At 57.5% G+C, this 19,461-nt stretch carries 9 protein-coding genes, 2 tRNA genes and 2 rRNA genes; 1 reads left to right on the top strand and 12 read right to left on the bottom strand.

What is annotated here, in order from left to right:
- Position 1: 1 nt before the first annotated feature.
- The 6 genes from V3C20_RS05295 to clpB form a co-directional block, all read right to left on the bottom strand.
- A 23S ribosomal RNA gene (locus V3C20_RS05295) occupies positions 2-2,837 on the bottom strand.
- Between the two features lie 211 nt (positions 2,838-3,048).
- Positions 3,049-3,125, bottom strand: a tRNA-Ile gene (locus V3C20_RS05290).
- Positions 3,126-3,208: 83 nt separating this feature from the next.
- Positions 3,209-3,284 (bottom strand) — tRNA-Ala (locus V3C20_RS05285).
- Positions 3,285-3,457: 173 nt separating this feature from the next.
- Positions 3,458-4,969 (bottom strand): 16S ribosomal RNA (locus tag V3C20_RS05280).
- Together the 16S and 23S rRNA genes with 2 tRNA genes alongside form the textbook arrangement of a ribosomal RNA operon.
- Positions 4,970-5,450: 481 nt before the next feature.
- Positions 5,451-5,780, bottom strand: a complete 330-nt coding sequence (locus V3C20_RS05275) for a hypothetical protein (RefSeq protein ID WP_130064134.1) — start codon at positions 5,778-5,780, stop codon at positions 5,451-5,453.
- 143 nt (positions 5,781-5,923) lie between these two features.
- Positions 5,924-8,506 carry an ATP-dependent chaperone ClpB gene (gene clpB / locus V3C20_RS05270; RefSeq protein ID WP_130084845.1) on the bottom strand — a complete coding sequence of 861 codons (2,583 nt, stop codon included), beginning with the start codon at positions 8,504-8,506 and terminating at the stop codon, positions 5,924-5,926.
- Positions 8,507-8,693: 187 nt separating this feature from the next.
- Between clpB and V3C20_RS05265 the strand changes: the two genes are divergently transcribed.
- Entirely contained in the window at positions 8,694-10,298 is a 1,605-nt protein-coding gene (locus tag V3C20_RS05265) for a putative Ig domain-containing protein (protein ID WP_130084844.1), read from the top strand.
- A 149-nt stretch (positions 10,299-10,447) separates the two neighbouring features.
- Here V3C20_RS05265 and kdpC read toward each other — a convergent pair whose 3' ends face one another.
- The 6 genes from kdpC to V3C20_RS05235 form a co-directional block, all read right to left on the bottom strand.
- Positions 10,448-11,014 carry a potassium-transporting ATPase subunit KdpC gene (gene kdpC / locus V3C20_RS05260; protein ID WP_130084843.1) on the bottom strand — a complete coding sequence of 189 codons (567 nt, stop codon included), beginning with the start codon at positions 11,012-11,014 and terminating at the stop codon, positions 10,448-10,450.
- 29 nt (positions 11,015-11,043) lie between these two features.
- A complete protein-coding gene (gene kdpB / locus V3C20_RS05255) occupies positions 11,044-13,155 on the bottom strand; it encodes a potassium-transporting ATPase subunit KdpB (protein ID WP_130084847.1) in 2,112 nt (703 codons plus the stop codon).
- 33 nt (positions 13,156-13,188) lie between these two features.
- Positions 13,189-14,889 carry a potassium-transporting ATPase subunit KdpA gene (kdpA, locus tag V3C20_RS05250; protein WP_130084842.1) on the bottom strand — a complete coding sequence of 567 codons (1,701 nt, stop codon included), beginning with the start codon at positions 14,887-14,889 and terminating at the stop codon, positions 13,189-13,191.
- Positions 14,890-15,003: 114 nt separating this feature from the next.
- Entirely contained in the window at positions 15,004-15,774 is a 771-nt protein-coding gene (locus tag V3C20_RS05245) for a TonB-dependent receptor (protein WP_130084841.1), read from the bottom strand.
- A gap of 153 nt (positions 15,775-15,927) precedes the next feature.
- A complete protein-coding gene (locus tag V3C20_RS05240) occupies positions 15,928-16,626 on the bottom strand; it encodes a response regulator transcription factor (RefSeq protein ID WP_130064167.1) in 699 nt (232 codons plus the stop codon).
- An 18-nt stretch (positions 16,627-16,644) separates the two neighbouring features.
- Entirely contained in the window at positions 16,645-19,323 is a 2,679-nt protein-coding gene (locus V3C20_RS05235; RefSeq protein WP_161981343.1) for a sensor histidine kinase KdpD, read from the bottom strand.
- Between the last annotated feature and the right edge of the window lie 138 nt (positions 19,324-19,461).

Raw genomic sequence — 19,461 nt, 5'->3', positions numbered from 1 at the left:
TATGATGAAGTCTATCGGTGATTAGTATCGCTTGGCTCAATACATTGCTGCACTTACACCTGCGACCTATCGACGTGGTGGTCTTCCACGAACCTATAGGGAAAACTCATCTTGGGATGGGCTTGGCGCTTAGATGCTTTCAGCGCTTATCCCTTCCGCACTTAGCTACTCGGCCATGCACTTGACAGTACAACCGATGCACCAGTGGTGCGTCAGACCCGGTCCTCTCGTACTAAGGTCTGAACCCCTCAATTTTCCAACGCCCACAGAGGATAGAGGACCGAACTGTCTCGCGACGTTCTGAACCCAGCTCGCGTGCCGCTTTAACCGGCGAACAGCCGGACCCTTGGGACCTTCTCCAGCCCCAGGATGCGACGAGCCGACATCGAGGTGCCAAACCACGCCGTCGATATGAACTCTTGGGCGTGATCAGCCTGTTATCCCTAAGGTACCTTTTATCCGTTGAGCGACGGCAATTCCACTTTCTACCGCCGGATCACTTGGGCCTGCTTTCGCATCTGCTCGACTTGTTGGTCTCACAGTTAGGCGGGCTTATGCCCATGCACTCGACACCCGGTTGCCAACCGGGCTGAGCCCACCTTCGCGCTCCTCCGTTACTCTTTGGGAGGATACCGCCCCAGTAAAACTGACCGGCTGACACGGTCCTCTGGCCGGATTCACGGCTCAGGGTTAGATCCTCCAGTTTCAAAGGGTGGTGTCTCATTGATGACTCGGATGCCCCCTAAAGGGCATCTTCAGCGTCTCCCACTTACTCTGAGCATTAAAACCGAAGAAACAATGACAGCTTACAGTTAAGGTCTATAGGGTCTTTCCGTCCTTCTGCGGGTAGGCGGCATCTTCACCGCCACTACAATTTCACTGAGCGCCTGGTTGAGACAGTGCCCAACTCGTTTCACGATTCGTGCAGGTCGGAACTTACCCGACAAGGAATTTCGCTACCTTAGGACCGTTATAGTTACGGCCGACATTCACCGGGACTTGGGTTTAGAGCTTCGCCTTGCGGCTAACCCCTTGCCTTAATCTTTCGGCATTGGTCACGTGTCACACCCTATACTTCGACTTGCGTCTTTGCAGAGTGCTGTGTTTTTGATAAACAGTCGGTTGGGCCATTTCTCTGCGGCCTGCATCGCTGCAGGCACCCCTTCTTCCGAAGTTACGGGGCTAATTTGCCGAGTTCCTTAACCAGGTTTCACTCTTACGCCTTGGTATATTCTACCCACCCACCTGTGTCGGTTTGCGGTACGGGTCGCTTAGCATACGCTGGGGCTTTTCTTGGCACTCGATCCAATGATGCGCTGAGTCCGTGGACTCAACTCGGAATTCAATAACCTAGTCATCTTTTCTCATGCGTCCCCCCAGTTTAAGGGTCGCGAGCTCAGGATTATTAACCTGATGTCCATCGCCTACGCCTCTCGGCCTCGGCTTAGGTCCCGGCTAACCCAGGGACGAAACACGTTGCCCTGGAAACCTCGGGTTTACGGCGGCCGGGGATTTCACCCGGCTTTACGTTACTCATGTCTGCATACTCACTTGCATGCGCTCCAGGGTCAGTCGCCATCACCCTTCAATGCGCATGCAACGCTCTTCTACCACTCTGCCTTGCGGCAAAGTCCAGAGCTTCGGTATAACGCTTGATCGCCAATCATTTTCGGCGCAGGATCACTCGATGAGTAAGCTATTACGCATTTTTTAAATGGTGGCTGCTTCTAAGCCAACATCCTCACTGTCTGTGTAATCCCACATCCTTTCCACTGAGCGTTATTTAGGCACCTTAGCTGCTGGTCTGGGTTGTTTCCCTCTCGACAATGAAGCTTATCCCCCACTGTCTCACTGCCACGTTCCATTGCACGGTATTCGGAGTTTGATAAGGTTTGGTAAGCGGGTGTGCCCCCTAGCCTTGTCAGTGCTCTACCCCCGCGCATCAGCACGTGACGCTGCACCTAAATGCATTTCGAAGAGAACCAGCTATCACGGGGTTTGATTAGCCTTTCACTCCTACCCTCAGCTCATCAGAGAACTTTTCAACGTTCACCTGTTCGGTCCTCCACATGGTTTTACCCATGCTTCAACCTGGCCAAGGGTAGGTCACCTCCGCTTCGGGTCCAGTACCTGCGACTTGATTCGCCCTATTCGGACTTGCTTTCGCTGCGACTCCGGGCCGGAAGCCCTTAGTCTTGCCACAAACACTGACTCGCAGACTCATTAAACAAAAGGCACGCCATCGCAGATCGCTCTGCTCTGACACTTTGTAGACATACGGTTTCAGGTTCTATTTCACTCCGCTCACAGCGGTTCTTTTCACCTTTCCCTCGCGGTACTTGTTCACTATCGGTCGCCAACTAGTATTTAGCCTTGCGCGGTGGTCCGCGCGGATTCATACATCGTTCCACGTGTGATGTATTACTCAGGATTCCACTAATTCCCACTCTGGATTTCGTCTACAGGGCTTTCACCTTCTATGGCCAGCCTTTCCAGGCTGTTCTACTATCCAGTATGGTCGAATATGTCGTGGTCCTACAACCCCGAAGGAGTACCTTCGGTTTGGGCTCCATCCGCTTTCGCTCGCCACTACTTACGGAATCGATTTCTCTTTCTTTTCCTCCGCTTACTGAGATGTTTCACTTCAGCGGGTTTCGCGTTTCATACCCTATGTATTCAGGTATGAACGATCGAGTATTGCCTCGATCAGGTTACCCCATTCGGATACCCCCGGATCATCGCTTGCTTGCAGCTTCCCGAGGTTTTTCGCAGCTTGCCGCGTCCTTCTTCGCCTGTTGGCACCAAGGCATTCACCGTACGCCCTTACTTACTTCATCATATTGCAAAAGCTTGTTACCACTTCCACAATACCACAAAGCCCTTTCGTGACTTACTGTATTGTCTTTTTATCTTGGTATGCATGTTTTATGTTGTGTATTGTAGTTGTTTTTCAACTACCCACTTTGTTGGAAAGCGATTGCTTCTCAGCAATCGTTTTCTTTGCCACGCAGATGTCAATTTTCGTCTTCCTTCCAATAATCAATTTTTTGGTGGGCCTGACAGGACTTGAACCTGTGACCCCGCGCTTATCAAGCGCGTGCTCTAACCAACTGAGCTACAGGCCCGGCTTGGGTCTCTTGCGAGACAGTTACCAAAGACTAAAGATTAGTTACCAAAGTCTTTTGTTTCTGTCCCTCTTTACCGAAACTGGTGGAGGCACGGGGACTCGAACCCCGGACATCCAGCTTGCAAAGCTGGCGCTCTACCAACTGAGCTATACCCCCAGTTGCGGTTCTTTCAGAAAAAAAGGCCGTGACGCACGTCGTACCGGCTCCGCTCAAAGGCGAGCCTGCTTTACACATCTTGTTTAGTTCGTTGCGCTCCCTCGCGAGATACGCTTTCTCATCCCTCAAGACGAGAACCGACCTATGCAGTCAATGCTGCACTTACTCCATAGAAAGGAGGTGATCCAGCCGCAGGTTCCCCTACGGCTACCTTGTTACGACTTCATCCCAGTTACCAGTCTCACCTTAGGACCCTGCCTCCTTGCGGTTGGCTTCAGATACTTCGGGTGCGACCGGCTTCCATGATGTGACGGGCGGTGTGTACAAGACCCGGGAACGTATTCACGGCGCCGTAGCTGATGCGCCATTACTAGCGATTCCGGCTTCGTGTAGGCGGGTTGCAGCCTACAGTCCGAACTGGGCCCAGTTTTCAGGATTTCCTCCGCCTCGCGGCTTCGGCCCCCTCTGTACTGGGCATTGTAGTACGTGTGCAGCCCTGGGCATAAGGGCCATACTGACCTGACGTCGTCCCCACCTTCCTCCCAGTTGATCTGGGCAGTCTCGCCAGAGTCCCCACCTTGACGTGCTGGTAACTGGCAACAGGGGTTGCGCTCGTTGCTGGACTTAACCAAACATCTCACGACACGAGCTGACGACGGCCATGCAGCACCTGTGTAACGCCTCCGAAGAGTCGCATGCTTTCACATGTTGTTCATTACATGTCAAGCCCAGGTAAGGTTCTTCGCGTTGCATCGAATTAAGCCACATACTCCACCGCTTGTGCGGGTCCCCGTCAATTTCTTTGAGTTTTAATCTTGCGACCGTACTCCCCAGGCGGCACGCTTAACGCGTTAGCTCCGGCACGCAGGGGGTCGATTCCCCGCACACCAAGCGTGCACCGTTTACTGCCAGGACTACAGGGGTATCTAATCCCTTTCGCTCCCCTGGCCTTCGTGCCTCAGCGTCAGTTAATGTCCAGGAACCCGCCTTCGCCACGAGTGTTCCTCTCGATATCTACGCATTTCACTGCTACACCGAGAATTCCGGTTCCCCCTCCATTACTCTAGTCTCGCAGTATCATGTGCAATCCAGGGGTTGAGCCCCTGCCTTTCACACACGACTTACGAAACAGCCTACGCACGCTTTACGCCCAGTGATTCCGAACAACGCTTGAGACCTCTGTATTACCGCGGCTGCTGGCACAGAGTTAGCCGTCTCTTCCTCTTGTGGTACTATCTTTTTAATTTGCTCCCACATGACAGGGGTTTACAATCCGAAGACCTTCATTCCCCCACGCGGCGTCGCACCATCAGGGTTGCCCCCATTGTGAATGATTCTCGACTGCTGCCACCCGTAGGTGTCTGGACCGTGTCTCAGTTCCAGTGTGGCCGGACATCCTCTCAGACCGGCTACCCGTCATCGCCTTGGTGAGCCGTTACCTCACCAACTAACTAATAGGCCGCGAGCCCATCTCCTAGCGCATTGCTGCTTTGATCTTTCAATCGTATGCGGTATTAATCCCGGTTTCCCAGGGCTATCCCCCACTAAGAGGCAGGTTACTCACGTGTTACTCACCCGTGCGCCACTAGAGAATTATTAGCAAGCTAGCAATTCTCCCGTTCGACTTGCATGTCTTATCCACGCCGCCAGCGTTCGTTCTGAGCCAGAATCAAACTCTCCATCAAATATAATTTTTGAAATTGCTGGACCAAATGGAATCTCTCGATTTCATTTGCGCCATGCTTCGCAAGCTCTTCACTCGGGTTTGTCTCCCTCGTGCCTCTTCGCTTATTCCAGCACGGCGCGCGTCACGACCTTTTTTCCTTCCCTTGCTTCTACCAACCCTACCCTCTCAGAGCTAGGTCGCTCCTTCAGACCGCTTACCCATCGGCGATTCTCATCGCTCATAGGACGGCCCTGCGTAGGGTTCGGTAGTCATTCCCTTGAAAATCTTCTTATCGGCGCTCTCTTTAAAAAAGCTTCCTGCAGACGGCCAGCCTTCCTCCCCAAAACCCATCTGCAGGGTTCCCAGGGCCGTGGGCCTTTCGTGCTGCCGCCGTGTTGGCGTGCCGAGAAGTCTACTAAAACCAATTCATTTGTCAATATATTTTGAATCAAAAATTATCCGGACTGATTTCCAATCTAGAAATGTCCATTCCTAATATTCTAATAATGAATAAAATACGTTTTTGTCATACTCCTTTTTCCACTCGTCATTTTTTTGAACATTCTCCTTTTTCTCCCTTTCCCATGCCTTTCTTCCCTCCTTGCCGCATGGTTGGAGAAACAAAGGGCATCCGGCGCCATATCTCCATGGACATGGATGGCTTCCGTGTTTGCCTGGACTGATTTATTCTCCCTGATTGCGTGATTGTTATTGAAAAAGCTGTTTATATAAAGTGACACTTCCCTGTAGAGAATCATGGCGTTTTCCCCTGTAGCGACCCTGTTGTTTCCAAAGGTCAGATTGCCCTGGTCAAATAGTAACAGTTCCACTGTTTATCCTGTGGAGAGGAAGGAATGAGGAGATATGAACCATGCACGTCCTTTTCTCTCCGCGCTACCCAATAAACAGGGGCGCAACCTAACGCCGCGCCCCTGTCCGCTTCCGGATCACGCCGGAAATACGGGCTTTTCAGTTATTTCTTTTCCTTGGTAAAATCAAGCTTGCCTCCCTTTTCCCGGACCACGATTTCCGTCCCTTCCGGGAAGTCTCCTTCCAGGAGTTTAAGGCTGAGGGGGTCCAGCAGGTCGTGCTGAATGGCACGCTTGAGGGGACGGGCTCCATAGACGGGATCAAAGCCGTGGTCCGCTACCAGGGCCGTAGCCTCCGGAGTCATGCGCAGGAACAGGCCCTTGGCTTCCAGACGCTTGCGGACACGCTGAAGCTGAATGTCCACAATGCCCTTGAGTTCTTCCGCCGTCAGCCGGTCAAAGATGATGATTTCATCAATGCGGTTCAGGAATTCCGGGCGGAAGTGGCCCCGCAGGGCTTCCATCGCCTTGGCTTCGCGCTGTTCCGCGTTGATTTCATTGAGGATGTACTGGCTGCCGATGTTGGACGTCATGATGATGACCGTGTTGCGGAAGTCCACCGTACGCCCCTGCCCGTCCGTAATGCGGCCGTCGTCCAGAACCTGGAGAAGCACGTTGAAAACGTCCGGATGGGCCTTTTCAATTTCATCAAACAGAATCACGCAGTAGGGACGGCGCCGCACGGCTTCGGAAAGCTGGCCGCCTTCTTCGTAGCCCACGTATCCGGGGGGAGCCCCGATGAGCCGGGCTACGGAGTGTTTTTCCATGTATTCGGACATGTCTATCCGGATCATGGCGTTTTCATCGTCAAAGAGGAATTCCGCCAGCGCCTTGCTGAGTTCCGTCTTGCCCACGCCCGTGGGCCCCAGGAACATGAAGGAGCCGATGGGCCTGTTTTCATCCTGAAGCCCCGCACGGGCACGGCGCACGGCATCAGACACGGCCTTGACCGCCTGCTTCTGTCCGATGACGCGGGCTCCGAGGCGTTCCTCCATGTGAACGAGCTTGGCGCGTTCCCCTTCCTGCAGACGTGCGGCGGGAATGCCGGTCCAGGTGGCGACCACCTTGGCGATGTCCGCCTCCGTGACTTCCTCCTTCAGCAGGCCTCCATCCGCCTTCTGCATCTTGTTGAGTTTTTCCTTTCCCTCCGCCAGGGCTCGTTCGGCCTCCGGCAGTTCTCCGTAAGTGATTTCAGAGGCACGCGTCAAGTCGCCCATCCGCTTGGCCCGTTCGCTTTCAATCTTGAGGGATTCTATTTTTTCCTGTTCCACGCGGACGGCGTCCAGCGCGGCTTTTTCACTCTTCCACTGGGCAATCATCGAACCGGATTTTTCCTTCAGATCAGCCAGTTCCTTGGTGATTTTTTCCAGACGGGCCTTGCTGTCTGCGTCTTCCTCCTTCGCGAGCGCCTGCCGCTCCATTTCAAGCTGCATGGTTTCACGTTCAATCTGGTCAATTTCCGAAGGCATGGAATCCAGTTCAATCTTGAGCCTGGCAGCCGCCTCGTCCACCAGGTCCACCGCCTTGTCAGGCAGGAATCGGTCGGAAATGTAGCGGTCGGAAAGAGTGGCGGCGGCCACAATGGCTGCATCCGTAATGCGCACGCCGTGGTGCACTTCATAACGTTCCTTCAGGCCGCGCAGGATGGCGATGGTGTCCTCCACGCTGGGCTCGGACACCATGACAGGCTGGAACCGGCGTTCCAGAGCCGCATCCTTTTCAATATATTTGCGGTATTCGTCCAACGTCGTGGCGCCGATAGTCCGCAGCTCGCCACGGGCCAGAGCCGGCTTGAGAAGGTTGGAGGCATCCACCGCCCCTTCACTGGCGCCCGCGCCTACGATGGTATGCAGTTCGTCAATAAAGAGGATGATTTCACCGTTGGAGTCCGTCACTTCCTTGAGGAAGGATTTCAGGCGTTCTTCAAATTCGCCGCGGTATTTGGCTCCGGCGAGCATGGACCCGATGTTGAGGGACACGATGCGCTTGTTGCGCATGCTTTCCGGCACGTCGCCGTTCACGATGCGGCGTGCCAGGCCTTCCGCGATGGCGGTCTTGCCCACGCCGGGTTCCCCGATAAGTACGGGGTTGTTCTTGGTCCTGCGGGAAAGTATCTGGAGAACGCGGCGGATTTCCGTGTCACGGCCGATGACGGGGTCAATTTTGCCGGCGCGGGCGCGGGCCGTCAGGTCCGTGCCGTATTTTTCCAGCGTCTGGTATTTGCCTTCCGGGTTGTCGTCCGTCACGCGCTGGTTGCCGCGCACATCCTTCATGGCGGCCAGATAATTGTCCCTGGTCAGTCCAAAGGTATCCGTCAACTGGTGTACCTTGTTCTGCGTATCCAGCGCCCCCAGCATGAAGTGTTCCACGCTGAGGTAATCGTCCTTCAGCTTTTTGCGTTCATCCTCGGCGGCGTGCATTACCGTAGCCAGGTCCCGGCCCATCTGGGGCTGCGTGGTGGCTCCGCTCTGTGTGGGTTCATGGGAGACTTCCCTTTGTGCGGCCTGCAGAAGCAGCCCCGGATCACAGGAAGCCTTGCGGAGAATGGGGGAAAGAATTCCGCCGTCCTGTTCCAGCAACGCCACCAGAACATCCAGAGAGGAAATTTCCGGTTTTCCAAGCCGCCCTGCAGTCTGCTGCGCCTGCATTAGCGCTTCCTGAAATTTTGTTGTTAGATTGTTAAGCATGGTATGTTGGTAATTTAGACATAAGAATAACTCCAACCGTTGAATGGGAAAGCAGGATTTTTGTCGTTATCCAAAATTTTTTTGACCCTTCGAATTCCTTGTAATATTGTGGTGTGATCGGCGTAATTTACAGAACAAGCATTTTACAGGCCTTTTCTTATTTTCTCATTACCAGCTTTTTGCCAAAATGATCCGCATTTCTTTTCTTCCGTTTCTCTGCTCCGCCCTGCTCCTGACCCAAACGGGAGCCTCCGGCAAGGAGATGCCATCCCCCTATCCCGCCCCGGAACCCGGCGTGCGCCTGACACCGCCGGAATCACCGGCTCCCGTCCTGAACGAACCGCGGCTTTTCGGCGCACGGCCCGGCTCCCCCATCCAGTTCGCCATCTGCGCCAGCGGGGAACGCCCCATGAGTTTTGCCGCCGCCAAACTGCCTCCCGGCGTGAAACTGAACAGGGAAACCGGCGTCATCACCGGAAAAATCAGCCGTCCGGGAACTTATTCCTTTCCCGTGCAGATAAGCAACGGCCATGGCAAAACGAACGGAACCATCACTATCCGCATCGGACAGGAGATGTGCCTGACTCCCCCCATGGGCTGGAGCAGCTGGTATTCCTACAGCGGCGGCGTGAGCCAGGAAAATATTCTGAAAACCGCCCGGCTGCTCGTCAGTTCCGGGCTGGCGCAATACGGCTACCGCTATGTTAACATTGATGATTGCTGGCAAGGCGCCAGAGGCGGCAAGTACCGCGCCATCCAGCCCAACAAGCGTTTTCCGGATATGAAGTCCATGTGCCGTGAAATCCACAGCCTGGGGCTGAAAGCGGGAATTTACTCAACCCCGTGGATGGGAACCTACGCCGGCTACATGGGAGGCACTTCCCCCAATCCGCAGGGAGATTATTCCTCCCTGGCCCTTCCTGAAAACAAACGCCCCCAGCCCGACCAACTGTTTGGGGGCTGCCCAGGTTCCCAGCGGCTGGGAGCCGCCAAAATAGGCCCCGTGTGGATGGTTACCCAGGATGCCAGACAGTGGGCGGAATGGGGATTCGACTATGTCAAGATGGACTGGTACCTGATCGACGTGCCAAGCACGGAAAGAATTGCGGCGGATTTGAAAAAAAGCGGCAGGGACATTGTGCTGAGCGTTTCCAATTCCACCCCGTTCGAGATTGCCGGGCCTATCAGCAAGACGGCCAATGTCTGGCGCACGACGGGGGATATCGAAGACCACTGGGGCAGTTTGAAGAAAATCGCTTCCTCCCAGGAGAAATGGCAGCCCTACGCCGGGCCGGGGCACTGGAATGATCCGGACATGCTGCAAATCGGCCGCCTGGGCAAGGTCGGAAAGGCGAATACCACGTTCAAGCCCACCCGTCTGACACCGGACGAACAGTATTTCCAGATGTCCTTCTGGGCCATGATATCCGCCCCCCTGATTATTTCATGCGATCTGGAACATCTGGACGATTTCACCCGGGGCATTCTGTGCAACCGGGAAGTGATCGCCGTCAACCAGACATTTCACGGCCCTTCGGAAAAAGTCCTGTCCCAAGATGACGGTGAAGTCTGGATCAAACCGCTGGGGGAAGGCCGTACCGCCGTCGGCTTTTTCAATAAAAGCAATAAAGGCCAAACCATTCATGTTCCCCTTTCCCGCCTCAAGGTGAAGTCTCCGCAAAACGTGCGCGACTTGTGGAAGCAGGAAAACGTCGGCACGGCAAGTCAGGAAATGAAAGTGCAGCTCAACCCCCACGGAGCGGCCCTGTTTCTTCTGGAGGGTAAAAAATAGCCTTATGGCCCGGAAGGCGCGTTCCTCCATTTCATACATAAAATCCGCCCCGGCGACCGGAGAAAGATGCGGAACCAAGGCACCGGCCGATTGCCGGACGATTTTTCCGCCAGGGTATTCCCCGGACCGGGACGGTCAACTATACACCCCTAACTGGAAGGCAATGTATCCAGGGCGGCATTCAGCGTCATCACGTTGATTACGTTTTCCCCCAGAATGCCGCCCGGAACGAGGTGTTCCGCCACCAATTGCCGCACTTTTTCCAGAGGCAGTTTGCGGGCTGTGGCCACGCGGGCCGCCTGGAATTCCGCTGCTTCCGGGGAAATGCAGGATTCCAGGCCGCTTCCGGAAGCGAACAGGAGATCTGCCGGAACAGGCGTTTCCTGCGGCAGGTTGTGGGCTTTCAGCAGGGCCGCCTTGCGCTCCGCCACCGTCCTGACCAGTTCTCCGGAGGTCCAGGAGAGGTTGCTGGCTCCGGAAGGCATGGTGGCGTAATCCCCGGCGGAAGGCCTGGGCCAGAAGTACCTGGCGGAGGTGAAGGGCTGGGCGATGAGCTCCGAGGCGATGACTTCCCCCCGTTCATTCCGGATCAGGGAGCCGTGCGCCTGATGGGGGAACAGAATCAGACTGACAAGCGTGACAGCCAGGGGATAAATGCCGCCGGTGACGACGGCCAGCGCCAGAAACAGGCGCAGATTGGGAAATGTCCATTTCATAATGATTCAGCAGGTTGATTTTTAATTGTTCAGACGAGGTGCAGGGCAGTGACGGCCATGTCGATGAGCTTGATGCCGATGAACGGCGCAATCAGGCCGCCTACCCCGTAAATGAGGATGTTGCGCTTCAGCAGGGAGGCTGCTCCCGCCGGTCGGTAGGAAACCCCCTTCAAGGCCAGTGGAATAAGCGCCACGATAATGAGGGCGTTGAAGATCACCGCGCTGAGGATGGCGCTCTGCGGGGAGTGTAGTCCCATCACGTTCAGAGCGGAAAGCGGCCCCCGGGCCATGCCGTCAGCCACAAAGAGGCCCGCAAACATGGCGGGGATGATGGCAAAGTACTTGGCCACGTCATTGGCGAAGGAGAAGGTGGTCAGCGCGCCGCGGGTGATCAGCATTTGCTTGCCGATTTCCACGATTTCAATCAGCTTGGTCGGGTTGCTGTCCAGGTCTACCATGTTGCCCGCCTCCCGGGCGGCCTGCGTGCCGGTGTTCATCGCCACGCCCACATCGGCCTGGGCCAGGGCGGGAGCGTCGTTGGTGCCGTCCCCGGTCATGGCCACCAGATGGCCTTCCGCCTGTTCTTCACGGATGCGCGCCAGCTTCATTTCCGGCGTGGCTTCCGCAATGAAGTCATCCACTCCGGCCTCCGCCGCAATGGATGCGGCAGTCAGGGCATTGTCCCCTGTCACCATGACGGTGCGGATGCCCATGGCCCGGAGCCGGGCGAAGCGTTCCTTGATACCGCCCTTGACGATGTCTTTCAGGTAAATGACGCCCAGCACGTCCCTTCCCCGGGCCACCACCAGCGGCGTGCCTCCGGCACGCGCGACGTTCTGCACAGTCATTTCCACCTCCTGCGGGAAGGCTCCGCCCTGGTCCTTCACCCACTGCGCCACGCTTTCCGCAGCGCCCTTCCGGATGGAAACGGCCGGCTGGCCGCCGTGCGCCGCAATGTCCACGCCGCTCATGCGGGTGGAAGCGGAGAACGGAACAAAGGCGATGTGGTCCGCGTCCATGTGGCGGCCCCGGATTCCAAATTGCTTTTTGGCCAGCACCACGATGCTGCGCCCTTCCGGCGTTTCATCGGACAGGGAGGCAAGCTGGGCGGCTTCCGCCAGCTGCTGGTCCTCCACGCCGGGCGCAGGCAGGAATTCATTCGCCATGCGGTTGCCGAAGGTGATGGTTCCGGTCTTGTCCAGCATCAGCACATCAATGTCCCCGGCCGCTTCCACGGCACGGCCGGACGTAGCCAGCACGTTCCGGCGCACCAGCCGGTCAATGCCGCTGATGCCGATGGCGCTCAGCAGGCCGCCGATCGTCGTCGGAATCAGGCACACCAGCAGGGAGACCAGAACGGGCAGGGAGATATGGCCGTCCGCCCTGAAACCCAGCGCCCGGGCGGAATCTTCAATGTATCCGGCCATGGCTGGGAGGGAAAGCACTACGGCAATGAAGACGATGGTCAGCGCCACGAGCAGGATGCCCAGCGCGATTTCATTGGGCGTCTTCTGCCGGCTGGCGCCCTCCACCATGGCGATCATGCGGTCCAGGAAGGTATTGCCCGGTTCCGCCGTGATGCGGATGACGATGCCGTCGCTGATCACGCGGGTGCCCCCCGTTACGGCGCTGCGGTCTCCCCCGCTTTCACGGATGACCGGGGCGGATTCCCCGGTAATGGCGGATTCGTCCACGCTGGCGATGCCTTCAATCACCTCGCCGTCAAGAGGAATGATGTCCCCGGCCTCGCACAGCACTTTTTGCCCCTTGCGCAGCTCGGAAACGGAGACTATTTCCTCCGTGCCCTTGTCCGTCAGCAGACGGGCGTTCACATAGACGCGCATTTTTTTCAGGGCGTCCGCCTGGGCCTTTCCACGGCCTTCCGCCAATGCTTCCGCAAAGTTGGCGAACAGGACAGTGAACCAGAGCCAGAGCGTGACTTGCAGGGTAAAGCCGAAAGGCTGCCCGGCGGCGGCATCCCGGATAAGGACGACCGTGGCAACCAGGGCACCAATGGCCGTGACGAATATCACGAAGTTTTTGGATAAAGCACGCGGGTCAAATTTGCGCAACGCGTCCCGAAAGGCCGTTTTCAGCATGGCCCCGCTGCACCAGGATTGATTCTTTTTTTCTTCTTTCATCATCGTAAAATCTGGTTTGTTGGTGAATGCTCCTTACAGCATGGTTCCCGAATACAGAAGCAGATGTTCCAGAATGGGCCCCAGGGCCAGAGCCGGGAAGAAGGTGAGGGCACCTACAATCAGCACCACGGCCACCAGCAGAACCATGAACATCAGGTTGTCCGTCGCCATGGTGCCCTGGGCTGGAGGCGCGGTTTTTTTGGATACCATGCTGCCCGCAATGATCATCACCGGAATGATGGCTCCGAATCGGGCCAGCAGCATCGCCAGGCCGCCCAGCACGGAATAGAAAGGCGTATCCCCAACAGCCAGGCCGGCAAAGGCGCTGCCGTTGTTCCCGGCCTGGGAACCGAAGCAGTACAGAATTTCCGTCAGACCGTGCGGTCCGGCATTGCAGATGGATTCACGCCCCACTTCCGTAGCGGCGGCCAGTCCGCTCATAAGCAGGACGGTTATGCCGGGCAGCAGAACGCCCACCATGGACCAGCGCACTTCCCGCGCTTCAATTTTTTTGCCCAGGAATTCGGGAGTACGCCCCACCATCAGCCCGCACAGGAAGACGGTGATCATGGCGAACATCAGCATGCCGTACAGACCGCAGCCCAGGCCGCCGAAGATCACTTCACCCAGCAGCATGTTGAACAGGGCAATGCCGCCGCCCAGCGGGGACATGCTGCAGTGCATGCAGTTCACGGAACCGTTGGAGGAGGCCGTCGTAGCCACGGACCAGAGGGAGCTGTTCGTCACGCCCAGGCGCACTTCCTTGCCTTCCAGCATTTCCATGCCGGGGAACAGCGGGTTCCCCGTGTGTTCCGCCCACTGGGAAAGCCCGATGGTCGTCACAAGCAGAAGCATCATGGCGCCGAAGATGATCCAGCCCTGCCTTTTTTTCCCGATCATCACGCCGTAGGCATACGGGCAGGCGCAGCCGATCAGGAGCAGGGAGAGCATTTCAACCATGTTGCTGAACGGCGTGGGGTTTTCAAAGGGGTGCGTGCTGTTGTTCCCGAAGAAGCCGCCGCCGTTCGTCCCAAGCTGCTTGATGGCCACCTGGGAGGCCGCCGGACCGTTGGGAATCACCTGCTCCACGCCGTCCATGCCCGGTACGGTGACGGGTCCGTCAAAGGACTGCACCACCCCCTGGGAGACCAGCAGAAGCGCAACGACCACGGAAATCGGAATCAGAAAGTACAAGGTACTGCGCGTCAGGTCCGCCCAGAAGTTGCCCAGAGTGGAGGCGCATTTCCTTTTCAGACCGCGGATCAGGGCGGCCATGACGGCAATCCCCGTGGCGGCGCTGACGAAGTTCTGCACGCCCAGCCCGGTCATCTGGACAAAGTAGCTGATGCCTTCCGGCCCTTCGCCGGAGTAGAACTGCCAGTTCGTATTGGTCATGAAGCTGATGGCCGTATTCAGGGCAATGTCCCACCGCATGTTTTCCGTGCCGGCGGGATTCAGCGGCAGCCATTTCTGGCACAGCAGGGAAAGGAACAGGATAAGGAATCCGGCGGCGTTGAACAGAAGAACAGCCGTCAGATACTTTTTCCAGCCCATTTCGCAGGAGGGGTCCACGCCGGCCACACGGTAGGTGCAGCGCTCCACGGGACCAAGAACCGGGGAAAGCCAGCTCCGCTTTCCCTGTAAAACATTCGCCAGCCACTTCCCGAGCAACGGAGTGAAGGCGACCAGTATGCCTATGAATAGGACAATGATTAACAAGTCGTGTGAGGACATAACGCAACTTTATACATGTTCCGGAAATTCCGGGTAGTTAACAAGGGGCTGCCGGACATTAAGAAATTGTTAATTTCCCTCCGGAAGCCCGTTTTCCATGACGCCAGTACGCCGTTAGAATTCCACGCCCAGGCGGAAGCCCACCCAGAACTCGTCCCCGGCGTCCCTGCGGCGCAGCACCGTAGCCGCCTGGGAATAATTGACGGAGCCGGAAAGGGAATAATGTTCCGCAAACCGCCACGTCACGCCCAGGCTCCAGTCAATGCAGTTGGAGCCGTCGTCATAGTCCACGTTATAACCGCCGTTGTACCCGTACCTGGCCATGGGCGTTACCGTCACGTTCTCCACGGGGGACCATTCCAGTTGCACAAAGGCGCTGTAATAGGCTTCAAAATCCTGGTGTTCCACCTTCGCCTGGGTTTCCGCCCCCACGGTCAGCCAGTCCGTCACGGCATAGGAGACGGTCAGGGCCGGATTGGCTACGTTGTAGTCCTGCGTGAAATAGAACTGGTGCTCATACCAGGGATTGACGGTCCACTTCCCCAGCTTCCAGGCGTAACCCAGAACCAGGTCCAGCTCGTCATAATTGGAGGAATCCCCCCCGGCGTACCAGGCGCTGAGCGTAAGGTCTTTCCAGGAGATGCTCGGAGCCACTTCCCAGATGCCGCTGCCCGGCAGGCAGTCCAGCCCTTCCGTCACGTATTTGCTGGACCAGCCCGCGGAAAGGGAGAAAGCCCAGTCCGTGTCCGTAGAAGGGATGGCGGCCTCCTGAGCGTTGGCCAAGGAGGAAGAGGCCGTTTCCCCGCCCATGCAGACGGTTCCTGCCATCATGGCGCAGCCCAGAACTGCGGCCCCTATGTTTCTTGCGGTGTGTGTAATCTTCATAAAGACGTATCGAATACGTCCTGAATCCTACACAGCATATTAACCTGCGTGAAGTTAAGCCACACCCTGCAACCGTTATGAAAAAATATATTTTCCGGTTGCCATGGATGAAAAGCTGCAACCTTCCGCGGCCTGCGGAAATGGAAAAAAGATTTATTCAGCTCCGTCCGCCACAATTCTGTACCCCAGGCCGGATTCTGCACGGATAATGCGGTTTTCGGGATCGGAATCCCCCAGCTTCTGGCGCAGGTGGGCAATGTGCACCCGCAGGTAGTGTGTATCTTCCTCATGCTGGGGTCCCCAGATTTCACGGAGCAGTTGGCGGTGGGTCATCACCTTGCCCTGATGGAGCAGCAGAAGGCGCAGAATGCCGTATTCCTTGGAGGTCAGATGGATTTCCTCCTTCCCCTTCTCCACGCGCCGGGAGCTCAGGTCCACAATGATGGACCCCAGCCGGAATACGGAGGGCTCCCTGTCCGGCCGGTTGCGCCGCAGCATCACGCGCAGGCGCGCCAGCAGTTCCCGGCCGCTGAACGGCTTGGTCAGGTAATCGTCCGCCCCGGCGTCCAGGGCGTCCACCTTCTCATCCTCCCTGTCCCAGGCCGTCAGGATCAGAATGGGAACCTGCGTCCATTCCCGGAGCTGTTTGAGCACTTCCAGACCGTTGATGTCCGGAAGGCCCAGGTCCAGAATAATGGCGTCCGGCCGTTTCAGAGCGGTCTCGCTCAGGCCGAGCTGCCCGTTTTCACACTCGCGGACATGGTAGCCTGCGCCAGTCAGCGTCAGGTTCAGGAGACGGCGTATCTGCCGTTCGTCATCAATAATCAGGATATCTGCGGGAAGGTCGCTCATGACACAGGAAGGGGAGGTTTATTCTTCAGGAACATCATCATGCTCCACCAGGGGAAGGACAAGACGGAAACAGGTTCCGGCGGGAACGGGAACCAGGGTAACGGCTCCCCGCTGCGCCTCCATGAAACCGCGCACGATGGGAAGCCCCAGGCCCAGACCGCCGGGCCGCGTCGTCCGGAAGCGCTCAAAAATGGTTTCCGCCCGTTCGGGGGGAATGCCCGGCCCCAGGTCATGGACATCCAGCCAGACCAAGCCGCGTGCGGGATCGGTTCCGCCCTTCAGCGTAATGGGGGTTCCCGCAGGAGTATGCACGCACGCATTCAGCAGCAGATTGACCAGCACCTGCTCCATCAGGGAGAAATCCGCCTTCACCAGCGGATAATCCGGCGGCAGGGCGACGGACACGGGATGGTCCCGGCGCGCCTCCCTGGTGGCGGCCAGGGCTCCTTCAATCACGTCCCCCAGGTCGCACCAGTCCAGTTTGGGCTTCAGGGCGCCGGATTCCAGACGGCTCACGTCCAGCAAATTTTTCACCAGGCGGCGCAGGCGGCGTGCGGCCAGCAGGATTTCCCCATACTCCTCCCGTTCCTCCGGCGCGGACGCGGCGCGCCCGGCCAGCTTCTCACAGCCGCCCTCAATCACGGCCAGAGGCGTCTTGAACTCATGGGAAACGCTGTCCAGCAGGGATCGGTGCAGTTTTTCGGATTCCTCCATGAGCCGCGTACGCGCCCGTTCCGCCCGCAGTTCTTCACGTTCCAGCGCCATGGCCAGCTGCGCGCCCATGCTTTCCAGCAAATCCTTCTGCCCTGCCGTGAGGCGCTCCTCTTCCTCCGGCCTCACGCCCAGCACGCCCATGCAGCGCTCCCCGGACATCATGGGGAGGTAAAATCCTTCCGCCACCGGGAGCGTATCCGTAAACCTGCCTGCGGGCCGGCGGTGCTCCAGGCACCAGGCAGCCACGCTCCATTCCTTGTCATCCATGGAAAAAGCCCCCCCGGATTCCCACAGCTTCAGCCTGCGGCCGTTGCCTTCCGGCGTCATGACCGCCAGGCGCACCCCCATGATCTGGCTGATCTGCCCTGCGGCGACGGAAATCAGGGAAGGCACGTCCGAGGCGGACCCAATGGCGCGCGAATACAGGAACAGGGCATTCGTCTTTTTTTCCCGTTCCCGCTCCTCCTGCTCGCGAACCCTCAGGCGGGAAGTGAGCCGCCCCGTGGAGAGAGCCACCAGAAAGAAGAAAAGGCACATCAGGGCATCCTCCAGCCGTTCTATCTTGAACGTCATCACCGGGGGAATGAACAGCAGGTTCCACAGCAGGGCGCTCAGCGCAGCGGCCATCAGCATGGCCCAGCGGGAACGGATGAAAAAGCCCAGGCCCACTACTCCCGCCAGATACAGGAAGCCGGGAGCGAAATAACCGGTAAACGCGGAAATCAACAGGCCGATTCCCGTAACGGCCGCCGTCACGCCTGCGGCCAGCCAGTAGTCCCGGCCACATTTTCCCGTTTCCCGGTGCCAGCTCTTCCACCGGTTCCGGACTGGACCGGGAGCGGCGGGAACTACGTAAATATCAATCTGGTCGCTCCCCTTTACCAGCTTGTCCACCAGGGACATGGGCCGCACCAGCCCCCACAGGTAAGCCTCTTGCGGCTTGCCCACCACAATCTGGCTGACATTTCTCAAAAAGGCCATGCGGAGCAGCGTCTCCGCCAGGTCGGAACCGGGCATCACGATCACTTCCGCACCCAGCCGCCGCGCCAGCTCCAGGTTGGCGTCCAGCCGCTGCTGCTGTTCGGGGGACAGCGGCACGCCCGTATCCACGGAAAGGGCAATCCACGGAGCGTTCAGGGCGTAAGCCATGCGCCGCGTCCAGCGCACCAGCCGGGCGGAAAACGGGCTGGGCCCCACGGCTACCATCAGCCGTTCCCCGCTACGCCAGATGGAGCGGTCCCCGGAAATGGTGCGCACCTCCGTCAGCTCATGGTCCACCTTCTCCGCCATGATGCGCAGGGCCAGCTCCCGGAGGGCCGTAAGGTTGGACTCCTTGAAAAAATGGTCCAGCGCGGCGGAAGCCTGGGGAGCGCTGTATACCTTCCCTTCCTGAAGACGCGTCCGCAACTGCTCCGGCGTGATGTCCACCAACTGGATGCAGTCCGCCTCCGCCAGCACGGAATCCGGCACGGTTTCCTGTACGGGAGCGGCAGTAATGTCATGAACGGTATCGGAACGGCTTTCCAGATGCTGCACGTTCAGCGTGGTGTAAACGTCTATCCCTGCGGCCAGCAAATCCTCCACATCCTGGTAGCGCTTCCTGTGACGCATTCCGGGAACGTTCGTATGCGCCAGCTCGTCCACCAGAATGAGCTGGGGCTTCACCCGCAGCACTTCCTCCAGATCGAACTCCTCCATCTGTACGCCCCGGTAAGCCACTTTCTTCATGGGAAGGCGCGGCAGCCTGCTGATAAGGCGCATCGTATCCTCCCGGCCATGGGATTCCGCCACGCCGATCATGACCTGCACGCCCTTGTCCGCCGCCTGGATGGCGGCCTCCAGCATGGCGTACGTCTTGCCTACTCCCGGCGCCATGCCGAAGAAGATTTTCAGCAGGCCGCGGCCGGGGCGGGATTCCTCCCTCCGGATGGAGGCCAGAATCCTGTCCGCCCGCTGGCTGTCCGAATGCATTTCCGAAAACATAAATAGTACAGGAAAACAACACTTCCCTGAGGCTGTAAAGCATTTTAGAGACTTCCTCCTTTCCATGCAAATAAAAGAACTCCGGAATAACGTTAATATTTTATTAAATTCCTGAAAGCACTCCCGATCATCCCCCCA

Source organism: Akkermansia sp. RCC_12PD (assembly GCF_036417355.1).
In the GTDB taxonomy this organism is placed as follows: Bacteria; Verrucomicrobiota; Verrucomicrobiia; order Verrucomicrobiales; family Akkermansiaceae; genus Akkermansia.
The sequence above is the reverse complement of the archived record's forward strand: the minus strand, read 5'-3'. Positions and strand labels throughout refer to the sequence as shown.